This is a genomic window from Tatumella citrea (assembly GCF_002163585.1).
GTDB lineage: Bacteria > Pseudomonadota > Gammaproteobacteria > Enterobacterales > Enterobacteriaceae > Tatumella > Tatumella citrea.
In genome coordinates, this window is sequence record NZ_CP015579.1 from 1,273,176 (window position 1) to 1,295,021 (window position 21,846).

General features: G+C 48.5%; 16 protein-coding genes and 7 tRNA genes. 7 read left to right on the top strand and 16 right to left on the bottom strand.

Annotation, left to right across the window (positions count from 1 at the left end; translation table 11 throughout):
- Positions 1-91 precede the first annotated feature (91 nt).
- Positions 92-1,264: a 3-demethoxyubiquinol 3-hydroxylase gene (ubiF, locus tag A7K98_RS06085; protein WP_087487755.1), complete on the top strand. Its 1,173-nt coding sequence runs from the start codon at positions 92-94 to the stop codon at positions 1,262-1,264.
- Positions 1,265-1,406: 142 nt separating this feature from the next.
- Positions 1,407-2,729 carry an IS4 family transposase gene (locus tag A7K98_RS06090; protein WP_087487620.1) on the top strand — a complete coding sequence of 441 codons (1,323 nt, stop codon included), beginning with the start codon at positions 1,407-1,409 and terminating at the stop codon, positions 2,727-2,729.
- Between the two features lie 174 nt (positions 2,730-2,903).
- On the opposite strand, the gene A7K98_RS06095 is transcribed toward A7K98_RS06090, so the two are convergent.
- The 12 genes from A7K98_RS06095 to nagB all read right to left on the bottom strand — a co-directional run bounded on the left by A7K98_RS06095 (position 2,904) and on the right by nagB (position 9,966).
- Positions 2,904-2,978, bottom strand: a tRNA-Gln gene (locus tag A7K98_RS06095).
- Between the two features lie 25 nt (positions 2,979-3,003).
- Positions 3,004-3,078 (bottom strand) — tRNA-Gln (locus A7K98_RS06100).
- A gap of 8 nt (positions 3,079-3,086) precedes the next feature.
- Positions 3,087-3,163: transfer RNA gene (locus A7K98_RS06105), tRNA-Met, on the bottom strand.
- A 19-nt stretch (positions 3,164-3,182) separates the two neighbouring features.
- Positions 3,183-3,257 (bottom strand) — tRNA-Gln (locus A7K98_RS06110).
- 34 nt (positions 3,258-3,291) lie between these two features.
- A tRNA-Gln gene (locus tag A7K98_RS06115) sits at positions 3,292-3,366 on the bottom strand.
- Between the two features lie 28 nt (positions 3,367-3,394).
- A tRNA-Leu gene (locus A7K98_RS06120) sits at positions 3,395-3,479 on the bottom strand.
- Positions 3,480-3,485: 6 nt separating this feature from the next.
- A tRNA-Met gene (locus A7K98_RS06125) sits at positions 3,486-3,562 on the bottom strand.
- A gap of 335 nt (positions 3,563-3,897) precedes the next feature.
- Positions 3,898-5,562, bottom strand: a complete 1,665-nt coding sequence (asnB, locus tag A7K98_RS06130; RefSeq protein ID WP_087487756.1) for an asparagine synthase B — start codon at positions 5,560-5,562, stop codon at positions 3,898-3,900.
- Positions 5,563-5,925: 363 nt separating this feature from the next.
- Entirely contained in the window at positions 5,926-6,678 is a 753-nt protein-coding gene (locus A7K98_RS06140) for an HAD-IIA family hydrolase (protein WP_087487758.1), read from the bottom strand.
- 38 nt (positions 6,679-6,716) lie between these two features.
- Entirely contained in the window at positions 6,717-7,937 is a 1,221-nt protein-coding gene (gene nagC, locus A7K98_RS06145) for a DNA-binding transcriptional regulator NagC (protein WP_087487759.1), read from the bottom strand.
- 7 nt (positions 7,938-7,944) lie between these two features.
- Positions 7,945-9,093 carry an N-acetylglucosamine-6-phosphate deacetylase gene (gene nagA / locus A7K98_RS06150; RefSeq protein ID WP_087487760.1) on the bottom strand — a complete coding sequence of 383 codons (1,149 nt, stop codon included), beginning with the start codon at positions 9,091-9,093 and terminating at the stop codon, positions 7,945-7,947.
- A gap of 72 nt (positions 9,094-9,165) precedes the next feature.
- Positions 9,166-9,966 carry a glucosamine-6-phosphate deaminase gene (gene nagB / locus A7K98_RS06155; RefSeq protein WP_087487761.1) on the bottom strand — a complete coding sequence of 267 codons (801 nt, stop codon included), beginning with the start codon at positions 9,964-9,966 and terminating at the stop codon, positions 9,166-9,168.
- A gap of 335 nt (positions 9,967-10,301) precedes the next feature.
- Between nagB and nagE the strand changes: the two genes are divergently transcribed.
- The 5 genes from nagE (at position 10,302) to A7K98_RS06180 (ending at position 18,896) form a co-directional block, all read left to right on the top strand.
- Positions 10,302-12,338 (top strand): N-acetylglucosamine-specific PTS transporter subunit IIBC, encoded by a 2,037-nt coding sequence (gene nagE, locus A7K98_RS06160; protein WP_087490387.1) that lies wholly within the window; start codon positions 10,302-10,304, stop codon positions 12,336-12,338.
- Positions 12,339-12,490: 152 nt separating this feature from the next.
- On the top strand, positions 12,491-14,158 hold the full coding sequence (gene glnS, locus A7K98_RS06165) for a glutamine--tRNA ligase (RefSeq protein ID WP_087487762.1): 1,668 nt from the start codon (positions 12,491-12,493) through the stop codon (positions 14,156-14,158).
- Positions 14,159-14,480: 322 nt separating this feature from the next.
- Positions 14,481-15,875: an OprD family outer membrane porin gene (locus A7K98_RS06170; protein ID WP_087487763.1), complete on the top strand. Its 1,395-nt coding sequence runs from the start codon at positions 14,481-14,483 to the stop codon at positions 15,873-15,875.
- Positions 15,876-15,898: 23 nt separating this feature from the next.
- On the top strand, positions 15,899-16,102 hold the full coding sequence (chiQ, locus tag A7K98_RS06175; RefSeq protein WP_087487764.1) for a ChiQ/YbfN family lipoprotein: 204 nt from the start codon (positions 15,899-15,901) through the stop codon (positions 16,100-16,102).
- Positions 16,103-16,124: 22 nt separating this feature from the next.
- Positions 16,125-18,896, top strand: a complete 2,772-nt coding sequence (locus tag A7K98_RS06180) for a family 20 glycosylhydrolase (RefSeq protein WP_087487765.1) — start codon at positions 16,125-16,127, stop codon at positions 18,894-18,896.
- Positions 18,897-19,031: 135 nt separating this feature from the next.
- Here the strand turns inward: A7K98_RS06180 and fur are convergent, their stop codons facing one another.
- From fur to ybfF, 4 genes are all read right to left on the bottom strand, one after another.
- The gene (gene fur / locus A7K98_RS06185) at positions 19,032-19,478 is read right to left on the bottom strand and encodes a ferric iron uptake transcriptional regulator (RefSeq protein WP_087487766.1); all 447 of its coding nucleotides are present in this window, start codon (positions 19,476-19,478) and stop codon (positions 19,032-19,034) included.
- A gap of 332 nt (positions 19,479-19,810) precedes the next feature.
- The gene (fldA, locus tag A7K98_RS06190; protein ID WP_087487767.1) at positions 19,811-20,341 is read right to left on the bottom strand and encodes a flavodoxin FldA; all 531 of its coding nucleotides are present in this window, start codon (positions 20,339-20,341) and stop codon (positions 19,811-19,813) included.
- 133 nt (positions 20,342-20,474) lie between these two features.
- A complete protein-coding gene (gene ybfE, locus A7K98_RS06195) occupies positions 20,475-20,750 on the bottom strand; it encodes a LexA regulated protein (RefSeq protein WP_087487768.1) in 276 nt (91 codons plus the stop codon).
- A 145-nt stretch (positions 20,751-20,895) separates the two neighbouring features.
- Complete coding sequence (gene ybfF / locus A7K98_RS06200) at positions 20,896-21,678, bottom strand: esterase (RefSeq protein WP_087487769.1); 783 nt, start codon at positions 21,676-21,678, stop codon at positions 20,896-20,898.
- Between the last annotated feature and the right edge of the window lie 168 nt (positions 21,679-21,846).

Below are 21,846 nucleotides of genomic sequence, written 5' to 3' on the forward strand. Positions count from 1 at the left end.
CTTTTCTGATTGTCATAGAATTTTCCGGTACACTGTCGTGAGTAACGTTACCCGGGCATCAGCGGGTATCTGTCTCAGGAAGGATAATAACATGCAGCAACAGCAGTTTGACGTGGTGATCACCGGAGCAGGCATGGTGGGTGCCGCGCTGGCCTGTGGACTGGCCAGACATCACTTCAGAGTGGCGGTTATCGAACATCAGCAGCCACGCCCTTTTGATCCCCTAAGATCGCCGGATGTGCGGATTTCAGCCATAGGTGCCGCATCAGTGGCTCTGTTGAAAGAACTTGACGTCTGGGATGCTATCGTAGCGATGCGCTGTGCAGCTTATCGTCGTCTGGAAACCTGGGAATGGCAGAATGCCCATGCTGTATTTGACGCGGCCTCCCTTGGTTTGCCTGAATTAGGCTTTATGGTGGAAAACAGCGTCCTGCAATGGGCATTGTGGGAAAAAATGCAGGCACAGGGCATCACGGTAATTTGTCCGGCATCTGTCTCTGCTGCGGAATATCAGGATGAGTACTGGAATCTGACTCTCGATAATCAACAGCAGATTTCGACCCGGTTATGGACCGGGGCTGACGGAGCCAATTCTCAGGTTCGTCGCCTGGCCGGGATTGGCGTCAGTGGCTGGGATTATTCACAATCCTGCATGTTGATTTCAGTGGAATGCGAGGATTCGCCCGGTGACAGCACCTGGCAACAGTTCACTCCTCAGGGGCCACGTGCCTTTCTTCCACTGTATGATAATTTTGCTTCTCTGGTCTGGTACGACAGTGTTCCACGTATTCGTCAGTTAGTTAAACTGACACCGGAACAACTGACCGAAGAAGTTACCCGCCATTTTCCGTCGCGACTGGGTAAGGTCAGGGTACTGTCTGCGGGCGCATTTCCGCTGACCCGTCGGCATGCCAGTCAGTATGTTCGTCCGGGACTTGCCCTGGTGGGAGATGCTGCTCATACCATTAACCCTTTAGCCGGGCAGGGCGTTAACCTTGGCTACCGGGACGTTGATGCACTGATTGATATATTGGCCGGTGCAAAACGTACCGGCAGCGAATGGTGGCAAATGCCGGTACTGAAACGCTATCAGCGCCAACGTTATAAAGACAATCTGCTGATGCAAAACGGGATGGATTTGTTCTACCTGGCATTCAGTAATCAGAGCCATCCGTTAATGCTGGCAAGGAATCTTGGGCTGATGGCTGCCCAGCGTGGTGGGTGGTTGAAGAAAAAAGCACTCAGCTATGCTCTCGGATTATAGACAACGCCGTGATATGACAACATCCGCCAGCTGAGCAAAAATTAAAACGACCTTCGGGTTAATGCCGATCGTTTAAGGATCATTTGACCGATCCGGTGGTTGGTGTAAAAAGGGTTCATGTGCAGACATGGACCCTTTTTAAATGGAACTTTCGCAAGCTCTCGGCATTATTAATCTCACTGCTCCCGAAGAAGTACAAAGCCTCTCTGACCTGCTCTCTCCTGACCTCATCCGACAGGCGTTTTCCCTCACTGATACCGTCACGCTGCGTAAGCGTAAACTTCCCCTTGAGTCGATGGTCTGGCTGGTTATCGGTATGGCCATATTCAACAATAAGCCCATGAGCCATATCGTGAATTTGATGGATATTGTTGACCGGACCGGACGGTCATTTACCGCACCCAGCTCTGTGATTGCCCGCCGAAAAACACTGGGCGAAGATGCCATCCGGGTCCTGTTTGATCTCACTCAACAACACTGGCACGAAGAAGCCAGACATCCCCTCTGGCACGGGTTGACGCTTAATGCTGTTGATGGCGTTGTCTGGCATACCCAGGACACTCCTGAAAATGCAGAGGCCTTCGGCAAAGCATCTAATCAGCATGGTGAACGCGGTTATCCTCAGGTTCGTATGGTGTGTCTGATGGAACTCAGCAGCCATCTGCTGCGTGCAAGTGTGTCAGGTCGCTACGATATCAACGAAATGCGGCTGGCCGCTCAGCTGGCAGAAAATGCACCGGATAACAGTATTACGCTGTTTGATAAGGGCTTTTACTCTTTAGGGTTGTTACATGACTGGCATAATGCAGGTGAAAATCGCCACTGGCTAACGCCGCTGAAAAAGAACACTCAGTATGAAGTGGTACGAAAGCTCGGCAGGCAGGACGAACTGATACGACTGAAAACCACGCCTCAGGCCAGAAAGCAATGGAAAGGCCTGCCGGAAGAACTCATAGTGAGGCTAATCAGGCGGAAAGTGAACGGGACGGAACGGCAGGTAGTCACTTCCATGACAGATGCGATGCGTTATCCGGCGACTGACGTGGCAGAACTTTATAAGCATCGCTGGGAAATCGAGCTGGGATATCGTGAGGCAAAGCAGTTTTTACTGGGAAACCGCTGGACGCTGAGAAGCCGGTTGCCCGATCTGGTGAAGCAGGAGCTATGGGGAATACTGCTGACGTATAACCTGGTGCGTTACCAGATGATTAAAATGGCGTTCAGCCTGAAAGGAAATTACCTGCCTTACCAGTTGAGCTTCAGCGGTGCAGTATCAGAGATATTACGGCTACTGATCGGTCTGCCGTGGGCTTCACCGGGAGTCATCCCGGGTCACCTTAAACACTTTTACAGTAATGCCGGGATGCTGAAACTGCCACCACGACGAGAACGGGAATATGTGAGAGAAGTGAGGGAGAAAAGGTCGAAATATCCCTTTAAAAACAATGCCGGTCACCTTAAGTGACCGGCATTAACCTTCGGGTCGTTTTTTTTTACGTCTCATTCAGTGCTGTACACGGGCAGCGTGGGCTTCTGGCCGGGAGAATAGCTGGTGGCCGGAAAATCCTGACAGCAGGGGAGTGAGATGCTGATACGGAGGCACAAAAGAAAAAAGCCCACCTAAGTGAGCTTTCAAAAATGGCTGGGGTGCAGGGATTCGAACCCCGGAATGCTGGTATCAGAAACCAGTGCCTTACCGCTTGGCGACACCCCATTCGGTGCTTTTTTAATTATAAAATTGGCTGGGGTGCAGGGATTCGAACCCCGGAATGCTGGTATCAGAAACCAGTGCCTTACCGCTTGGCGACACCCCAATAGTGTCTGGTGGCTACGACGGGATTTGAACCTGTGACCCCATCATTATGAGTGATGTGCTCTAACCAGCTGAGCTACGTAGCCATAATACTGCTATTCAATGTGGCTGGGATACCTGGATTCGAACCAGGGAATGCCGGTATCAAAAACCGGTGCCTTACCGCTTGGCGATATCCCATCTTCGATTTAGGGAACTCAAAGCACATCAAATTTGGCTGGGATACCTGGATTCGAACCAGGGAATGCCGGTATCAAAAACCGGTGCCTTACCGCTTGGCGATATCCCACCTGCTAAACTTTAAAGATAACGTGAAATGGTGCGGGAGGCGAGACTTGAACTCGCACACCTTGCGGCGCCAGAACCTAAATCTGGTGCGTCTACCAATTTCGCCACTCCCGCAAAAACTGGTGGCTACGACGGGATTCGAACCTGTGACCCCATCATTATGAGTGATGTGCTCTAACCAACTGAGCTACGTAGCCATGTTTTTTTTCGCGTTACCTTCATCGGCGTTGCGGGGCGCATTATGCGGAGTTGACCCATGATCGTCAACAAATTTTTTGACGTTTTTTGCCAGAATGGGTTTGTTTGACTGGTGAATAACCATTATGGCGAATTGTTAATCGCTTTGTGCTGCTTCTTCACCGTGAGAAGAGGGGATTTATGCCGGTAAGGCATCACAGGAGTAAAAGGGATTCAATACGTTGCAGGTAAAAGCCGTAAAGGGAGGGGCGTTGTAAATTAGCGGTGCAGGTGACAAAAAGCCATAAAAAAGGCCGCGACAAGCGCGGCCTGAGAGTAAAGCAGATTACAGGGCTTAGTAAGCAGCCTGGTGGACGCCTACCGCACGGCCTGATGGGTCGTCCATAGTTTTGAACGCTTCGTCCCACTCAATGGCTTTCGCTGAAGAACAAGCCACTGACGGGCCGCCAGGGACACATTCTGCAGCACTGGCCACCGGGAACAGTTCTTCAAAAATCTCACGGTACAGGAACGCTTCCTTAGAAGTTGGCGTGTTGTACGGGAAACGGAAGTGTGCCATCTCCAGTTGCTGATCAGTAACCTGTTTTGCTGCAACTTCTTTCAGGGTATCAATCCAGCTGTAACCTACGCCGTCAGAAAACTGCTCTTTCTGGCGCCATGCTACGCTGTGTGGCAGATAAGAGGAGAAACATTCGCGCAGGATGTGTTTTTCCATCTTGCCGTTACTGCCACACATCTTATCTTCAGGGTTGATACGCATTGCCACATCCAGGAAGTTTTTATCCAGGAATGGGACCCTGGCTTCAACACCCCAGGCAGACATTGCTTTGTTCGCTCTGGCGCAATCGTACATGTGCAGGGCAGCCAGTTTACGCACGTTTTCTTCATGGAACTCTTTAGCATTCGGCGCTTTATGGAAATACAGATAACCGCCAAACACTTCATCAGCGCCTTCGCCAGACAGGACCATCTTGATGCCCATTGCCTTGATCTTACGTGACATCAGATACATTGGCGTTGATGCACGGATAGTCGTTACATCATAAGTTTCAATGTGATAGATAACGTCACGGATGGCATCCAGACCTTCCTGCTCAGTAAAGTGGATTTCATGGTGTACTGTACCCAGTGAATCTGCCACTTCTTTGGCTGCTTTCAGATCCGGAGCACCTTTCAGGCCAACCGCAAATGAGTGCAGTTGAGGCCACCAGGCATCACTTTTATCCTGATCTTCAATACGTTTAGCAGCAAAACGTTTGGTAACTGCTGAAATGATAGAAGAATCAAGACCGCCCGACAGTAACACACCATAAGGAACATCTGACATCAGGTGGCTTTTTACTGACTCTTCCAGTGCTTCTTTCAGTGCTGCTGCATCGGTCTGGTTGTTGGCAACATTTTCGTATTCCATCCAGTCACGTTTGTAGTACTGATGGATTTCCCCGTCGGTGCTGGACATATAGCTTCCAGGAGGGAATTCACTGATAGTACGACATACCGGAACCAGGGCTTTCATTTCAGAGGCGGCAAACAGGTTACCGTGCTCATCATAGCCAATGTACAGAGGAATAATGCCGATATGATCACGGCCGATCAGCCAGCTGTTTTTCTCTTTGTCGTACAGGATAAAAGCGAACATTCCCTGCAGCTCATCCAGGAAATCGATACCTTTTTCCTGGTACAATGCCAGAATGACTTCACAGTCAGAATCGGTCTGGAACTGGTAACGGTCACCCAGTTCTGCACGTAATGCACGGTGGTTATAGATTTCACCGTTAACGGCCAGAACATGAGTTCCGGCAGCATTGTACAGTGGTTGCGCTCCGTTATTGACGTCAACAATTGATAAGCGCTCATGAGCCAGAATCGCCTTATCATCGGCATAAATACCTGACCAGTCCGGGCCACGGTGGCGCATCAGACGGGAAAGTTCCAGCGCTTTTTTACGCAATTCAACGGGATCAGTTTTCAGATCCAGAACCCCAAAAATCGAACACATAATCTACTCCTGAGTTCACATACGGTAATATTGTTTATACAAAAAATCGTGTCTTACAGCTGCCTGTCCGGGCGCGATGTATAAGAAAATGCGCTATTTCCCCTAACCATTGCAAGATATTTAGCCATGAAATTGAAAATAATCGCACGCCAGCCTTAAACTTTGATGTTTGTTCATTTTTTATGGTGTTTTTTTAAATTATATTCAATGAAACTGGCTGTGTGGTTGTTTTTTAATCTTTATGATTTATCAGGTAACAGACTAGGGATCTGGTCTGTAGAGGGCCAGTTTGCCGGTGATGAGCCACCGGCAGAGATGTCTGACTGCGGCCGCCAGGCCGCCAGTTATCAGTAAAAACTATGTTCAGAACAGATCTATATCGGCAACAGACGGGAAAATCCAGTCCGGGCGGAACGGCATATTATTGACATCTGTCGCCTGAGATACGCCCGACAATACCAGAATTGTTTTTAAACCCGCCTGAAATCCGGCCAGAATATCGGTGCGCAGATTGTCTCCAATAATGACTGTATCTTCGGAGTGAGCATGCATTTTATTCAGCGCAGCTCTCATGATATACGGGCTCGGTTTACCCACCACAAACGGGCTGCGGCCAGAAATTCGTTCAATACCTGCACATAATGCACCACAAGCCGGCACATATCCCCGGCCATGGGAATCGGGGTTTGTGGCAATAAACCGTGCTCCGCCGGCGACAAAAAATGCTGCTTTGTGCATCATTTCCCAGTTAAAAGACCGTGTTTCTCCGACTATGACAAAATCAGGATTGATATCGGTAATGGTGAAACCGGCTTTATACAGTTCATGGATCAAAGCGCCTTCGCCAATTACATAGGCCTTTTTTCCTTGCTGCCGTTGCAGAAAGTCGGCTGTCGCCATTGCAGAAGTATAAAATACTGATTCCGGCAGGTTAATTCCAGCCGAGGCGAAACGATTTGCCAGGTCCTGTTCCGTCTGTGACGGGTAATTGGTCAGAACCACCAGTGGGATCTCTTTCTCCAGTAACCCATGTAAGAACTCTTTGGCACCTTTAACGGCGGTGTTGTCATGCATTAACACGCCGTCAATATCGCAAATCACATTTTTAATCGTCATTAGTAGTTGTCCGGGAGTCTCAGTACAGAGTTGATAAATTATTCTTCGAGTAAATGCTGGAGCAGAACGCCATTGAGCATAGCGCGCTTAGCCAGGGCAAAAGCGCCGATAGCTGAACGATTATCCAGTTGTGAACGTACGACCGGCAGATTTTGACGAAAATCGCTCAAAGCCTGGGTATCAATGCAACGCTGGATCACCGGGAACAGGACAGACTCCGCTTCCGTTAATTCGCCAGCCAGCACCACTTTTTGCGGATTAAACATATTAATGGCAATCGCCAGCGCTTTACCAAGATGAGTACCCACCTCTTTAATTAATCCCTGAGCCAGGGCATCGCCCTGATTGGCTGCCTGGCAAATATCAGAGATAGTCATGGACGACTGTTTCAGTTTGCCAGGATACCCCTGGGCAACCAGCGCTTTCGCTTTTTGCAGGATGGCACTATTTGAGGCGATGGTTTCCAGGCAGCCAAAATTACCGCAGTAGCAGCGTTCCCCCAGCGGATCGACCTGAATATGCCCAATTTCCCCGACATTTCCGTTGGTACCGAGGAAAATATTGCCATTAACGATGATACCGGCACCGGTTCCACGGTGAATGCGAACTAACAGTGAATCAGCACAGTCGCGGGTTGCACCAAAGTAGTGTTCAGCAAGTGCCAGACTGCGAATATCGTGGCCGACAAAGCTGGCAGTATTAAACCGGGCGGTAAGGTTACTCACCAGAGGCCAGTTGGTTTTACCAATATGCGGCATGAAACGCACAATCCCCTGCACTGGATCAACCAGCCCGGGCAGAATTACTGAAATAGCGATCAGTTCATCCAGCAGGGATTGTTGCTGTGAAATAAATGCCTCAATCGCGGCAAACAACGCCTGTTCAACCGCCTGTTGGTCGGTCTGGTCAATAGGGTAGTGCTGTTCGGTTAGCAAATGGCCGCCAAGGTCAAACAGGGCCAGGGTCGCATCCTGGCGCCCTAATCGTACCGCAATGGTATGAAAACCCCGGCTTTCGGTGACAATGGAAATGGCCCTGCGTCCTCCGGTTGAGGCTTGCTGATCAACTTCTTTAATCAGACCACGCTCAATCAGCTGACGGGTTATTTTTGTGACACTGGCGGGGGCAAGCTGGCTTATCTCTGCTATCTGGATACGGGATATTGGCCCTTCCTGATCAATCAGCCGATAGACTGCTGCGCTGTTTAACTGCTTTACAAGATCAATGTTGCCAATTTGCGTCTGTCTGCCAGTGCCCATTAAATACTTACCCGCTGAAAACCTCGTTACCATTAACGATGGTTTTTAATATTTTAAACTCACGTGAAAATACAGTCAGGTTAGCAACTTTACCTTGCTGAATTGTCCCCAGCTGTTTTTCAACACCCATGGCGCGGGCCGGATAAAGGGTTGCCATTCTCAGAGTCTCTTCCAGAGAGATACCGATATGTTCAACGCTGTTACGTACAGCCTCAATCATGGTCAGAGAAGAACCACTCAGCGTACCATTTTCATCCACACACAAGCCGTCACGATAGTATATTGTTTTATCGGCAAAAATGAACTGTTCTATATCAGCTCCCGCCGGAGCGGTCGCATCTGTGACGAGGATCAACTTATCGCCTTTCAGATGTTTAGCATTTCTGATATTTGCGTAGTGAACATGCAACCCGTCGGCAATCACTCCACAAAAGACTTGTGGTGCATCAAAAATAGCTCCCGCCAGACCTGGCTCGCGTCCGACAGCGGCACTCATCGCATTATACAGATGGGTTGCGCTGGTAATACCGGCATCAAATCCAGCTATCGCTTCCTTATAGGTTGCATTAGAGTGCCCGGCGGAAACCACGATTCCGGCTTCGCATAATGCGCGAATATCCTGGCTACTGACATTTTCCGGGGCCAGGGTAATCTGACAGATGGCATCGGCGTTATCACAAAGGAATTTTAAAAGCTCCGGTGAGCAGGGGCGAATAAGATCCTGGTTATGTGTCCCTTTTTTGGCTTTATTCAGCCATGGGCCTTCTATGTGCAATCCCAAAGCCTGATTTTTGCGCTGCGCCAGCCATTGTTGCATGGTGTCGACGGCTTTATGAATCATTTCGTCGGTGCTGGTGATAAGCGTTGGCAGAAAGCTGGTGCAGCCTGACTTTTCGTTAGCACGTTGCATGATATCCAGAGTTTCGATACTCAGGGCTGATAACTCATCATTGAACTGCACGCCTCCGCAACCATTCAGCTGCAGATCGATAAAGCCGGGAGAAATAATGGCTCCGTCAACATCACAGCGACGGGTATTTTCCGGTAACTGGCTGACAGGGCAGAGCTGTTCAATCAGTCCGTTGTTGATCACTACCGCATGATCATCAAGCACCTGGTATCCGGTATAAATCCGGCCATTGACTAAAGCGTACATTCGGGTTTCTCCACGAGATAGCCAACGCCTGGTAGCAATCACAGGCATTGATTATCTGCATTACTTGCTGAGTTAAATATCTTTAATATTGTCGGCTTCCATTTCACGGAAGTACTTCACTGTTTTAACTTTGAGTTCCTGGGTAGCCGGTTCGTCGCAGACGATAATCGATTTCTCATGAAGTTGCAGGCAGCTGATGGTCCACATATGGTTAACATTCCCTTCAACGGCAGCCTGCAGGGCCTGAGCTTTTACCTGTCCGTTCACCAGGATCATCACTTCTTCAGCTTCCAGCAAGGTACCGACGCCCACCGTCAGAGCATGTTTAGGTACCAGATTCACATCTCCCCCAAAGAAGCGGGAATTGGCCACCCGGGTTTCATGAGTCAGGGTTTTAATCCGTGTTCTTGATGCCAGAGAAGAGGCGGGTTCATTAAAGGCAATATGTCCGTCGTTGCCTACACCACCCATAAACAGATGAATTTTACCGTACTGACGAATTTTATCTTCATAACGGCGGCACTCTGCATCTACATCCGTTGCAGTACCATTCAGTAAATTAATGTTTTCAGCGGGAATATCAATATGATCAAAAAAATTCTGATACATAAAGGTATGATAGCTTTCCGGATGATCAACAGGTAGCCCGACATATTCGTCCATATTAAAGGTGACGACATTTTTGAAGCTGACCTCACCTTTTTGGTGCATTTCTATCAAAACTTTGTAAGTTTGCTGGGGCGTACTGCCTGTTGGCAGGCCGAGAACGAAAGGGCGGTCAGCGGTTGGGCGAAAAGCGTTAATTCGTTGGGCGATATATCTGGCTGCCCAGCGAGCAACACTGGCGGAGCTTTCCAGCGGGATAAGTCTCATACATTACCTCAATTTAGTGTGTAAATCGGTAAACGGTGAGGTTGTGCCGGTGGCCGGTGGCTTAACATCTGACACAATAGCACCGTGTTCGGGATGCTGTATCGATAATTAAAATCATAAAATAAGTGCTGGTTTATTGCTAGTGGCATCCATCTTGCAAAGTGGTTTTTGTTGATCCTTGTCACGATAAACTGGGAATTAATTTGCGAAGCGAATTAAAAACTACATACACTCAATGACAGAGTTTACATGCTGGCACTGTCTGAACGTCTGAAGCCTGGAGTTCAGCGGGCATATGCGTCTTACAGCCTGTGTTAAGGGGGAATTTGGTGAAAATACTTGGTTATTTACAAAAGGTCGGGCGTGCACTGATGGTGCCGGTAGCAACTCTGCCCGCCGCCGCCATCCTGATGGGGGTCGGTTACTGGCTGGATCCGGATGCCTGGGGAGCCGGTAATGCATTAGCTGCTTTGCTGATTAAATCCGGTTCTGCAATTATCGATAATATGTCGGTACTATTTGCTATCGGGGTAGCTTACGGCTTATCAAAAGATAAAGATGGTTCTGCTGCACTGACCGGATTTGTCGGTTTTCTGGTAGTGACAACACTCTGTTCACCTGCCGCGGTGGCAATGATTCAGAAAATCCCTGTCGATCAGGTGCCTGCCGCATTTGGTAAAATTAATAATCAGTTCGTCGGTATTCTGGTGGGCATACTATCGGCAGAAGTCTATAACCGGTTTAGCCATGTTGAATTACCGAAAGCTCTGTCCTTTTTTAGTGGCCGCCGGTTGGTTCCGATCCTCGTTTCTTTCCTGATGATTGTGGTCGCGTTTATTCTGATGTACGTCTGGCCGGTTATTTTTGGTGGGCTGGTATCATTTGGCGAACATATTCAGAAAATGGGTGCTGCAGGGGCGGGCATCTATGCTTTCTTTAACCGTTTGTTGATTCCTGTCGGTTTGCATCATGCGCTGAACTCTGTGTTCTGGTTTGATGTTGCAGGGATTAATGATATTCCTAAATTTCTGGGTGGTGCTGAATCTATTGCTAATGGTACGGGTATCGTCGGGATCACTGGTCGTTATCAGGCAGGATTCTTCCCGATAATGATGTTCGGCCTGCCGGGAGCTGCGCTGGCAATCTGGCAGTGTGCTCGTCCTGAGAACCGTGCAAAAGTGGGCAGTATCATGCTGGCCGCAGCTTTTGCCGCCTTTTTTACCGGGATCACCGAACCCCTTGAGTTTTCATTTATGTTCGTTGCACCGGTGTTATACGTGATTCACGCGGTACTGACCGGAATTTCGGTGTTCATCGCAGCATCAATGCACTGGATTGCCGGTTTTGGTTTCAGTGCGGGATTGGTGGATCTGGCGTTGTCTACCCGTAATCCGCTGGCGACACACTGGTATATGCTGATACCTCAGGGGCTGGTGTTCTTCGTTATTTACTATGTCGTGTTCCGTTACACCATCATCAAATTTGATTTGAAAACGCCAGGACGGGAGCTGGCGGTGAGCGGCGATGAGGCTGACGGTTATGATGAAGATGTTGACCATTCCACCAGCAACGAATCAGACACTGAAACTCTGGCGCGCCGTTATATTGGTGCTGTCGGCGGATCAGACAATCTGACGAATATCGATGCCTGTATTACCCGCTTACGACTGAATGTGGCAGATGCCGATCAGGTTAACGACTCTCTGGCTAAAAAGCTGGGAGCGGCAGGTGTCATCCGGCTGAATAAGCAAAGTATTCAGATTGTGGTGGGTACTCAGGCTGAGAGTATTGCCAGAGCCATGAAAACGGTGCTGAGCAAAGGTCCGGTATCCGCAGTGGGTGGCCCGGTAGCCCAGGAAAGCAGCCAGAAAGTATCAACACCGGTTCAGGCCGTACGTAATGTTTCTTTACCGGTTGTCGCTACGCTGGTGGCCCCGGTCAGTGGTGAAGTGGTCGCCCTGGAACAAGTCCCGGATGAAGCCTTTGCCTCTAAAGCTGTTGGTGACGGGCTGGCTATCATACCTGACAGTGGGACCGTAGTGGCACCTCTGAACGGTACGGTGGTAAAAATCTTTGAAACCCATCATGCGTTTTGCCTCATTTCGGATGAAGGGGTTGAAGTGATTGTTCATATGGGGCTGGATACTGTTGCTTTACAGGGGCAGGGCTTCACCTGTCTGATTAATGAAGGTGACAACGTGGTCACCGGTCAGCCGGTACTGGAAATGGACCTGGATTATCTGAACACTCATGCGAAATCTATGGTGAGTCCGGTGGTGGTCAGCAATATCGAAGACTATAGCGGGCTGAAACTCCTGGCAGGCAGTCATGTAGTTGCAGGTGAAACAGCCATTTATGAGATAAAAGGCTGATTTAGCCCCGGTAGTTATCAGGCAGGAAGCAATTCCTGCCTTTTTTTATCTTTGTTTATCAACAAACGGTTGTTTCCCGGTGTCGCTTTGTGGATCATATCCGTTAACTGTTATGGGTAAATTACCCTGATCTACGTACTGAGGAAATTGAGATGAGTGAGGCTGAAGCCCGCCCAACTAACTTTATTCGTCAGATAATTGACGAAGATTTGGCGAGCGGTAAGCACAACACTGTGCATACACGTTTTCCACCCGAGCCGAATGGCTATCTGCACATTGGTCATGCAAAATCCATTTGTCTGAACTTTGGAATTGCCGAGGACTATCAGGGACAATGTAATTTGCGTTTCGATGACACTAACCCTGTCAAAGAAGACGTAGAGTTTGTTGAGTCCATTAAACGCGATGTGCAGTGGCTGGGCTACCAGTGGAACGGTCAGATTCATTATTCTTCAGACTATTTTGATCAGTTATATCACTACGCGACAGAACTGATTCAGAAAGGGCTGGCTTATGTTGATGAACTTTCTGCCGATCAGATTCGTGAATATCGTGGTTCACTGACCTCTCCGGGTAAAAACAGCCCTTACCGTGATCGTTCGCCTGAAGAGAATCTGGCGCTGTTCGAAAAAATGCGTAACGGTGGTTTTGCCGAAGGTACTGCCTGCCTGCGCGCTAAAATCGATATGGCTTCCAGCTTTATGGTCATGCGCGACCCGGTACTGTACCGGATTAAGTTTGCTGAACACCATCAAACCGGAAATGCGTGGTGCATCTACCCGATGTATGACTTCACCCACTGTATTTCGGATGCGCTGGAAGGGATTACTCATTCACTGTGTACGCTGGAATTTCAGGATAACCGTCGTCTGTATGACTGGGTGCTGGATAATATTTCTATTGAAGTCCACCCGCGTCAGTATGAGTTCTCACGGCTTAATCTTGAATATGCAGTAATGTCAAAACGGAAACTGACTCAGCTGGTGTCTGAGAAAGTCGTGGAAGGATGGGATGACCCACGTATGCTGACCGTGTCAGGTTTGCGTCGTCGTGGTTATACAGCTTCTGCTGTCCGTGAGTTCTGCCGTCGTATCGGTGTGACTAAACAGGATAATATCGTTGAGATGGCGTCACTGGAATCCTGTATTCGTGATGATCTGAACGAAAATGCTCCACGGGCAATGGCAGTGCTTGATCCTGTGCGTGTCATTATTGAAAACCTGCCGGAAGGGCATACTGAAGTCCTGACCATGCCGAATCATCCTAATCGTCCGGAAATGGGGACCCGTGAGGTGATCTTCAGCCGCGAAGTGTGGATTGACCGCGCTGATTTCCGTGAGGAAGCGAATAAGCAGTACAAGCGTCTGGTAACGGGTAAAGAAGTTCGTCTGCGTAATGCTTACGTAATCAAAGCGGAGCGGGCAGAAAAAGATGCAGAGGGCAACATTACTGCCATCTACTGCCAGTGTGATATTGATACATTAAGTAAAGATCCTGCCGATGGCCGTAAAGTGAAAGGTGTGATCCACTGGGTATCTGTGGCTGCGGGAGTCCCCGCTGAATTCCGTCTGTATGACCGGTTATTCAGTGTTCCAAATCCTGGAGCAGAAGAGGACTTCTTATCCGCGATTAACCCTGATTCTTTGCAGATCCGTCAGGGATATGCAGAACAGAGCCTGAAAAACGCTGAAGCTTCTTTCTCTTATCAGTTTGAGCGTGAAGGTTATTTTTGCGCGGACAGTGTTTACTCTGGCCCTGAAAAATTAGTCTTTAACCGCACGGTAGGCCTGCGGGATACCTGGGCAAAAGTTGACGCCTGATTGCAGTGACTGACCTAAAAACGCCACGATTGTGGCGTTTTTTTTGATATAAATACGATCACAATCTTCATATATTCCATTATTCCTGCTGAAATTTACGCTAATTATCCCGTTGATTTTAATAGAAATCTCCCTTTTGTCTGTTTTGTGAACAGTATCAGGTATTTGAAACTGCGGTAAAAATCTGATTGATAATTCGCATCGCGAAAAATAATCTTGAAGTGATAACTTATTATCAGGTGTGAGCACATCGCGGCTGTCAGGAAAGATGGCTGCTAAATTATCAATCCGCAGGCAAGAATTATCGGGAAGGATCCACGATATGACTGACAACACCCGCAATTTTAAGATCTTAACCCTGTCACTCTTCACTGTCAGCTGTGGAATCAGTCTGGCACCGCCAGTAAACGCTGCAGGATTTATCGATGACAGTCAGCTGACCGGAAATATCTACTACTGGCAACGAGAGCGGGAACGAAGAGACTTATCCGACGGAAAATACAGAACTAACCTTTCACACGGTACATGGAACGGTAATCTGGATTTTTCTTCAGGCTATGTATCCGGAGTTTTTGGTATTGATCTGGCTGCTTTCACCGCAATAGAAATGACTGAGGCCGGCGAGAGTGGACACCCGAATGAAATAGCTTTCTCATCAGCCAACCGTGCCTATTCTGAGGACTGGAGAGGTGATAAGAGCGGGTTGAGCCTGTATAAAGCCGCCGCAAAAATACATCATGACTGGTTTAATTTGCACGCTGGCTATATTCAGCCGGAAGGTCAAACCTTACTGGCTCCCCACTGGAGTTTGTTGCCAGGCACTTATCAGGGAGCCGAAGTTGGAGCTGACTTTGATTATGCTGCCGCCGGTAATCTGAAATTTTCGTATATGTGGGCCAATCGCTATAAATCCCCCTGGCACCTTGAGATGGACAGATTCTATAAGAATGATCGTCATTCAAAGATAGCCTGGTTGCATTCTTTAGGGGCGAAATATTCCCTTAAAAACGGTCTGATCCTGGAAGCAGCCTATGGAGAAGCTAAAAATTATACCCGTCAGTTTCTGGTCAAAACCAGCTATTCATTCTATCTGGCCGGTAGTCCACTGAACAGCAGTTATCAGTTTTACGGCTCACAAAATTATTCGGGTCAGCAGGGCGAAAACCAGTTATATGATGGCACTGCATGGTTGCAGGCTTTAACGCTGGGTTACCGGTTGGGGCAGCTGGATCTGCGTCTTGAAGCCACCGCGGTCAAAGCCGAAGGCAGGCAAGGTTATTTTCTGCAGAGAATGACACCCACCTATGCTTCATCAAACGGGCGTATGGATATCTGGTGGGATAACCGTTCCGACTTTAATGCTAACGGTGAAAAAGCTCTGTTTATTAGTGCGATGTATGATCTCAGCCACTGGCAGCTGCCAGGTTGGGCAGTAGGTGCCTCAATTGCTTATGGCTGGAATGCTAAACCTGCATCAGTGATGGATTCTCCGGATTACTGGTACCGTAAGGGAAACAAAATCAGCGAATCCGCATGGAGCCTTGACGGGTTATACACTGTTCAACAGGGCAGGGCTAAAGGCACGCTGTTCAAACTTCATTTTACTCAATACAACAACCATTCTTCGATCCCCGGAGGTGCCGGAGGATATGGCAATCTGTTCCAGGATGAGCGTGATGTAAAACTTCTAATGATGATCCCTTTCCGGCTGATTTAATTTTTCTCTGTTAAGGAATGACAATGAAATATTTGATCTGTTTTTTTACCCTGGCGGGGCTGACAGGCTGTCAGCAATCCCGGATGGCAGGAGCAACCGAAAACACAGAAACGGTCAGCCCGCTCGATTACCAGATTTGTATCAATACGCTGAAAAGTGGTGATGATGAAGATGCCATCATCCGTTGTGACCAGGTAAGTAAAGAAATCAGGCCAGAAAAACATTAACTCCATGAATTAAGGATGACTCATGAGAATCAATCCAAAATGTCTGCTGGCAGGCACGGTAAGTGCGCTGTTGTTGGGTGGCGCTGCCCAAGCAGACCAGAAGACAATTGATGCTATTAGCCGTTTTTCGGTTAAATTTTCTGTGCAGGACAACCTGGCCTCCAGTCATGGCGTGGATTGTGCGGCTCTGGGCGGGGACTGGGGCAGCTGTTACCGGGCGACAATTACTCTGGTCAATCCCGGAGTCACTCTCAGAGATAATGACTGGGCAATTTACTTTTCCGGAATTCGTCAGGTACTACAGAGTGATAATGATCAGTTTACTGTTACTCATCTGGTGGGGGATTTGCACAAAATCGAACCGACGGCTAACTTCCGCGGATTTCCGGCCGGGCAGGCAGTCGTATTGCCGCTGATTAATGAATACTGGCAGGTGTCACAGAGTGATGTATTACCTCGCTGGTATGTCACCTCGGGCAGCGGTACACCAAAAGTTATTGCGGCCACTGCGACTTCTTCGCTCACGGAAATGGCTGAAGTACCCTTTAGTCAGTGGCGGCGGGCAACATCTGATGTCAATGTCCTGATGACCGCCGGGAATCGTTATCAGAAAAACCAGCACACACGCTGGCTGGATCCCGAAGAATTGCGTGGTCAAATTATTCCTACACCGCTGCAGGTGGTATTAAGTGAAAAAGATATTAATCTGAAACAAGGAGTTAAGGAAGATCTGACAGCGCTACCTGCAGAGACTGCTCTCATGGTGAATCAGGCACTGAAATCTGCCGGTATCACTTCCGGGCAAGGTTATCCGTTAGAGACAAAAATTGAACCATCAGAATTTCAGGGGCAAAAAATAAAACAAGGAGCCTACCGGCTGGCAATTTCCCTGGAAAAAATCCTGGTCACCGGATATGACGAACAGGGTGTGTTTTATGGCCTGCAATCATTATTGCAACTGATTCCGTTGCAGGGCGAACCACTAATTCCTGTAATGACAATCTATGATGCACCTCGTTTTGCTTACCGCGGAATCTTCATTGATGTTGCCAGAAACTTTCATTCTAAAGCCGCTATTCTGCGTACCCTGGATCAGATGGCGGCATACAAGCTCAATGTCCTGCATTTGCATCTCAGTGATGATGAAGGATGGCGAATTGAGATACCGGGGTTACCCGGGCTCACTCAGGTTGGAGGGCAACGTTGCCATGACCTGAGCGAAACCCACTGTCTGCTACCCCAGTTGGGTTCCGGTCCGGACAACACGACCTCCGGCAGCGGCTATTTCACTCGTCAGGACTATATCGATATAGTGAAGTATGCGGCTGTCAGACAGATTCTTATCATGCCGGAAATTGATATACCTGCGCATGCCAGAGCAGCGGTCATTTCAATGGAGGCGAGATATAAAAAACTGATGTCGGAAGGCAGACCATTACAGGCAATGGAGTATCGCTTACAGGATGAGGGTGATAATTCTCAGGTCACCACCGTGCAGTTTTATGACAGGACCAGTTTTGTGAATCCTTGCCTGCCTTCAACCTTACGCTTCACTGAGAAGGTGATGTCGGAAATTATTCAAATGCATCGGGAGGCCGGGCAACCCCTGACCCGCTGGCATTTTGGCGGAGATGAAGCCAAAAATATCTATCTGGGGGCGGGCTATACTGATGTTGCACACCCTGAAGCAGGTAAAGGTCAGCGAAACCTCAGTCGTCAGGACCAACCCTGGGCGAAATCTGCCCGATGTGCATCGTTGGTGAAAAGCGGGCAGGTGACGAGTTTAAAGGCATTGCCTGGCTGGTTTGCTTTGCAGGTCAGTGAAATAGCGCAAAAACAAGGTCTGGAAGGGATTCAGGCCTGGCAGGACGGTCTGAAAGAGAATCGTGATAACCAACAGTTCGCCACTCCGGCTAATGCCCTGAACTTCTGGGATACTCTGTACTGGGGCGGAGCTGAATCAGTAAATGACTGGGCAGATAAAGGCTATCAGGTGATAGTTTCTAACCCGGATTATCTGTATCTGGATATGCCTTATGAAGTGAACGGCGCGGAACCTGGTTATTACTGGGCGACAAGATATAGTGATGAGCAGAAAATTTTCGGTTTTACCCCGGATAATTTGCCACAGAATGCCGAAATTTCGACAGATCGTGACGGGCAGGTATTCGCCGCCACATCAGAAGGTCACTGGCCCGGGGCTTATGGAATGTCAGCACAGGTCTGGAGTGAAGTCGTCCGTTCCGATCAGGATATGGAATACCGGTTATATCCGAGGTTATTTTCTGTTGCTGAACGTGCATGGCATAAAGCTGACTGGGAACTGGATTATCAGCAGGGCAGGCGATTTGAGAAGGGCGTAACACATCATGTCGATCTGCGACGATTGAATAGTGACTGGCAGAGATTTGCGAATCTGTTGGGTCAGTCAGTGCTTGCGCGGCTTGATGCCAGCGGTATTGCATACAGAATTCCGGTGCCGGGAGCGGAAATTCGTTCGGGTTGTTTGCTGGCAAATACATCTCTGCCAGGAATCAACGTGGAATTTTCTACTAATGGAGGCCGGCAATGGTTGCGTTATAATTCGCAGCAGGTGCCGGCGGTGAATGGTGATTTACTCGTCCGATCAGTCAGTCCGGATGGGAAACGCTTTAGCCGGAATGTGCCGTTGACCATGACAGATAACGACCAATGCTGTTTTCAGCAATGCCGTACATCAGCAACCAAACGTTGGTTACTCTCGTTTAAACGTTTTTATCATCGCTGGAGTAACAGCTGGCACAGCGAAAAGTAAGCTGGCCCGGGGGACTCTTTAATACCGAAACAGATAACAAAAAACCCGCAACGAAGTGCGGGTTTATCAGGTACAGGCTGTATTGCGGGTAGAAAATAGTCCCTTCATCGCCTGAATAATCAAAACGGATTCTGATTATTTATCGTTATGCAGTGACTCATCTTCGCGGCAATCGCCTTCGGTACAATGGCCGTACAGATACAGGCTGTGGTTCGTCAGCTTAATACCAAACCGTGAAGCGATTTCACGCTGGCGTTGTTCAATCGACTCATCACTGAACTCAATCACTTTACCGCAATCGAGGCAAATTAAATGGTCATGATGCTGTTGTTGAGTCAATTCAAAAACTGACTTACCGCCTTCGAAGTTATGGCGCGTTACAATGCCCGCGTCATCAAACTGGTTAAGCACACGATATACAGTGGCCAGGCCAATTTCTTCACCCATATCAATCAGGCGTTTGTACAAGTCTTCCGCACTGACGTGGTGGCATTCTGGTTCCTGAAGCACTTCCAGAATTTTCAGTCTCGGAAGCGTCACTTTCAGACCAGCCTTCTTCAATGCGGAGTTGTTGTCAGTCATGCAGTTTGTGTCCTGTTACTTTTGAAAAATGACTTTGGCAAGAAGCCCTGAAGTTTGGTAATGACCTTATAATTTTTAGTTCATTATAGAACTGATGCACCAAAATTGAAACTACAGCCCTTAAAACACCCCGGGTGAAATGCTCACCAGGCAAGTAACTGGCAGAGAAAACAGACAGTTCGTTGCTTTCTGTCCGGTTCAGTCTGTATACACTGAACAGATGAAAGATTCGTGTCCGTGCTGAAGAAATTAATGCGGGAACTACTGGTCATCTTAGTCATTCCCGCAGGTGCCTGAAGCTAACAGTACCACAATTCTGATGAAAAACCCTATTAAGCGTCGAGGATTTCTTTCAGTTGTAGCTCTTCTGCCACCTGGTTAACCCACTGACTAACACGTTGGCTGGTTAATTCCGGCTGGCGATCTTCATCAACGGCCAGTCCCAGGAAATGACTGTCATCAGCCAGACCTTTAGAGGCTTCGAAGTGGTAACCGGCGGTTGGCCAGTGGCCGACAATAACTGCACCGTTCGGCTCAATAATGTCGCGGATTGTGCCCAGAGCGTCACAGAAATATTCCGCATAATCTTCCTGGTCACCACAACCAAACAACGCTACCAGCTTACCGTTAAAATCAATTTCTTCCAGGGTAGGAAAGAAATCATCCCAGTCACACTGTGCTTCTCCATAGTACCAGGTTGGGATACCCAGCAGCAGAATATCGAAAGCTTCCAAATCTTCTTTGGTACTTTTAGCGATGTCGTGCACTTCAGCAACGTCTTTACCCAATTGTTTTTGGATCATTTTTGCGATGTTTTCTGTGTTGCCGGTATCGCTGCCAAAAAAGATGCCTACGATTGCCATGTGGGGATAACCTCTTGAATCTTTAGTTCAGATAATTGTAATTTCAGTACAGATATGCAGATGATAGCAGACCTGAGTAGTGTGAGAAACTTGTAAACCGGCCAGTTTTGTTCCTGAGTGCGGTTGTCCCGGGCTAGCCCTGTTTTAGTTGCGCCAGAATGATTTGTTCTATGAGCTCACTTCGACTCAGGTTTTGTTCTGCCGCCAGAGAATTCAGAGCATCGACAATGTCACTGCTCATTTTAAGTTCAACCCGCTGCAATCCACGGACTTTATCTCGTTTCAGCTGATTGCGTTTATTTATCCGCAGTTGCTCATCCCGCGAAAGCAGGCTGGTTTTGGGACGTCCCGGCCGGCGTTCGTTGGCGAACAAATCGAGCGTGGTACGATCCGTATTTTCTTTTGCCATGATTTTTGAAACTGACACCTGCGTTATATCAGATACACGCAGCAAAGTGATGAATGAATACAGTTATCATGTTAAAAGCACACGATAAAAATTTAGCGCGCAATCATACTCCAGTGCGATGAATGACGCCAATACTTATACAGCATCACTCCGGAGTTTTCGCATTCAGTGACAGGAAACGTTGTACTGCGCTGATGACTGCCTGCGGTTTTTCTGCGTGAACCCAGTGTCCAGCACCCGCAACGATATATGCTTTTGCATGAGGAAACTGTGCCAGTAATTCAGCACGATAACAGTTATCCAGGTAGGGTGAGGAGCCACCGGCAATAAACAAGGCAGGGCCAGGCCAGGCAGGGCAGGTCTCCCAGCCAGTGATAGCGGCATAATTATCCCAGAGAACCGGGACGTTAAATAACCATTCCCCCTGATGGAAGGATTTCAGCAGAAAACTGATCACCATTTCATCATTGAGAATAGGGCGCATTAATTCTGCCGCCGATTCTCTGCGTGTAACGGCAGCATCTGTCACTGCCCGCAGTGCGGCAAAAATATCATCATGTCGCCTGGCCTGATAATCCACCGGAGCGATGTCGATCATTATCAGCCGACGCACCCGCTGTGGCGCGAGAGCGGCCAGTGCCATCGCAATTTTACCACCCATTGAGTGGCCTATTACATCCACCTGTTCCAGCTGGTGGTGATCAAGCGTATCCACCATATCCCGGGCCATCGCGGCATAACTCATTTCCGTGGAACGTGGGGAGTGGCCGTGATTTCTGACATCCACCTGTAACACCCGGGTATGGGATTTCAGGCTACGAGCCAGGACTCCCAGATTGTCCAGACTGCCGAACAGGCCATGAATCAGCAGGGTCGGGGATGATTCTTCATCAATTTGTTCAGTTTGCAGACGGCTGTTTAAAATCATGGCAAAGTTCTTACAGTGGAAAGGCTTGCTTAGGGTATCATGGTTTAATCTTTCAGGAACTCAGCGGCAAATCTTTAGGGCATTTTCTGACTTTTAACGGAATCGCTATTCAGCGCTACCGGCTGGTCTGAGTTTAATTTTATAATCAACAGGTAAAATACCGCGCAC

Excerpts from the sequence above, each read along its gene's own strand:
- ubiF (WP_087487755.1), top strand. The coding sequence starts at position 92 with ATGCAGCAACAGCAGTTTGACGTGGTGATCACCGGAGCAGGCATGGTG.
- A7K98_RS06090 (WP_087487620.1), top strand. The coding sequence starts at position 1,407 with ATGGAACTTTCGCAAGCTCTCGGCATTATTAATCTCACTGCTCCCGAA.
- asnB (WP_087487756.1), bottom strand. The coding sequence starts at position 5,562 with ATGTGTTCGATTTTTGGGGTTCTGGATCTGAAAACTGATCCCGTTGAA.
- A7K98_RS06140 (WP_087487758.1), bottom strand. The coding sequence starts at position 6,678 with ATGACGATTAAAAATGTGATTTGCGATATTGACGGCGTGTTAATGCAT.
- nagC (WP_087487759.1), bottom strand. The coding sequence starts at position 7,937 with ATGGGCACTGGCAGACAGACGCAAATTGGCAACATTGATCTTGTAAAG.
- nagA (WP_087487760.1), bottom strand. The coding sequence starts at position 9,093 with ATGTACGCTTTAGTCAATGGCCGGATTTATACCGGATACCAGGTGCTT.
- nagB (WP_087487761.1), bottom strand. The coding sequence starts at position 9,966 with ATGAGACTTATCCCGCTGGAAAGCTCCGCCAGTGTTGCTCGCTGGGCA.
- glnS (WP_087487762.1), top strand. The coding sequence starts at position 12,491 with ATGAGTGAGGCTGAAGCCCGCCCAACTAACTTTATTCGTCAGATAATT.
- A7K98_RS06170 (WP_087487763.1), top strand. The coding sequence starts at position 14,481 with ATGACTGACAACACCCGCAATTTTAAGATCTTAACCCTGTCACTCTTC.
- chiQ (WP_087487764.1), top strand. The coding sequence starts at position 15,899 with ATGAAATATTTGATCTGTTTTTTTACCCTGGCGGGGCTGACAGGCTGT.
- A7K98_RS06180 (WP_087487765.1), top strand. The coding sequence starts at position 16,125 with ATGAGAATCAATCCAAAATGTCTGCTGGCAGGCACGGTAAGTGCGCTG.
- fur (WP_087487766.1), bottom strand. The coding sequence starts at position 19,478 with ATGACTGACAACAACTCCGCATTGAAGAAGGCTGGTCTGAAAGTGACG.
- fldA (WP_087487767.1), bottom strand. The coding sequence starts at position 20,341 with ATGGCAATCGTAGGCATCTTTTTTGGCAGCGATACCGGCAACACAGAA.
- ybfE (WP_087487768.1), bottom strand. The coding sequence starts at position 20,750 with ATGGCAAAAGAAAATACGGATCGTACCACGCTCGATTTGTTCGCCAAC.
- ybfF (WP_087487769.1), bottom strand. The coding sequence starts at position 21,678 with ATGATTTTAAACAGCCGTCTGCAAACTGAACAAATTGATGAAGAATCA.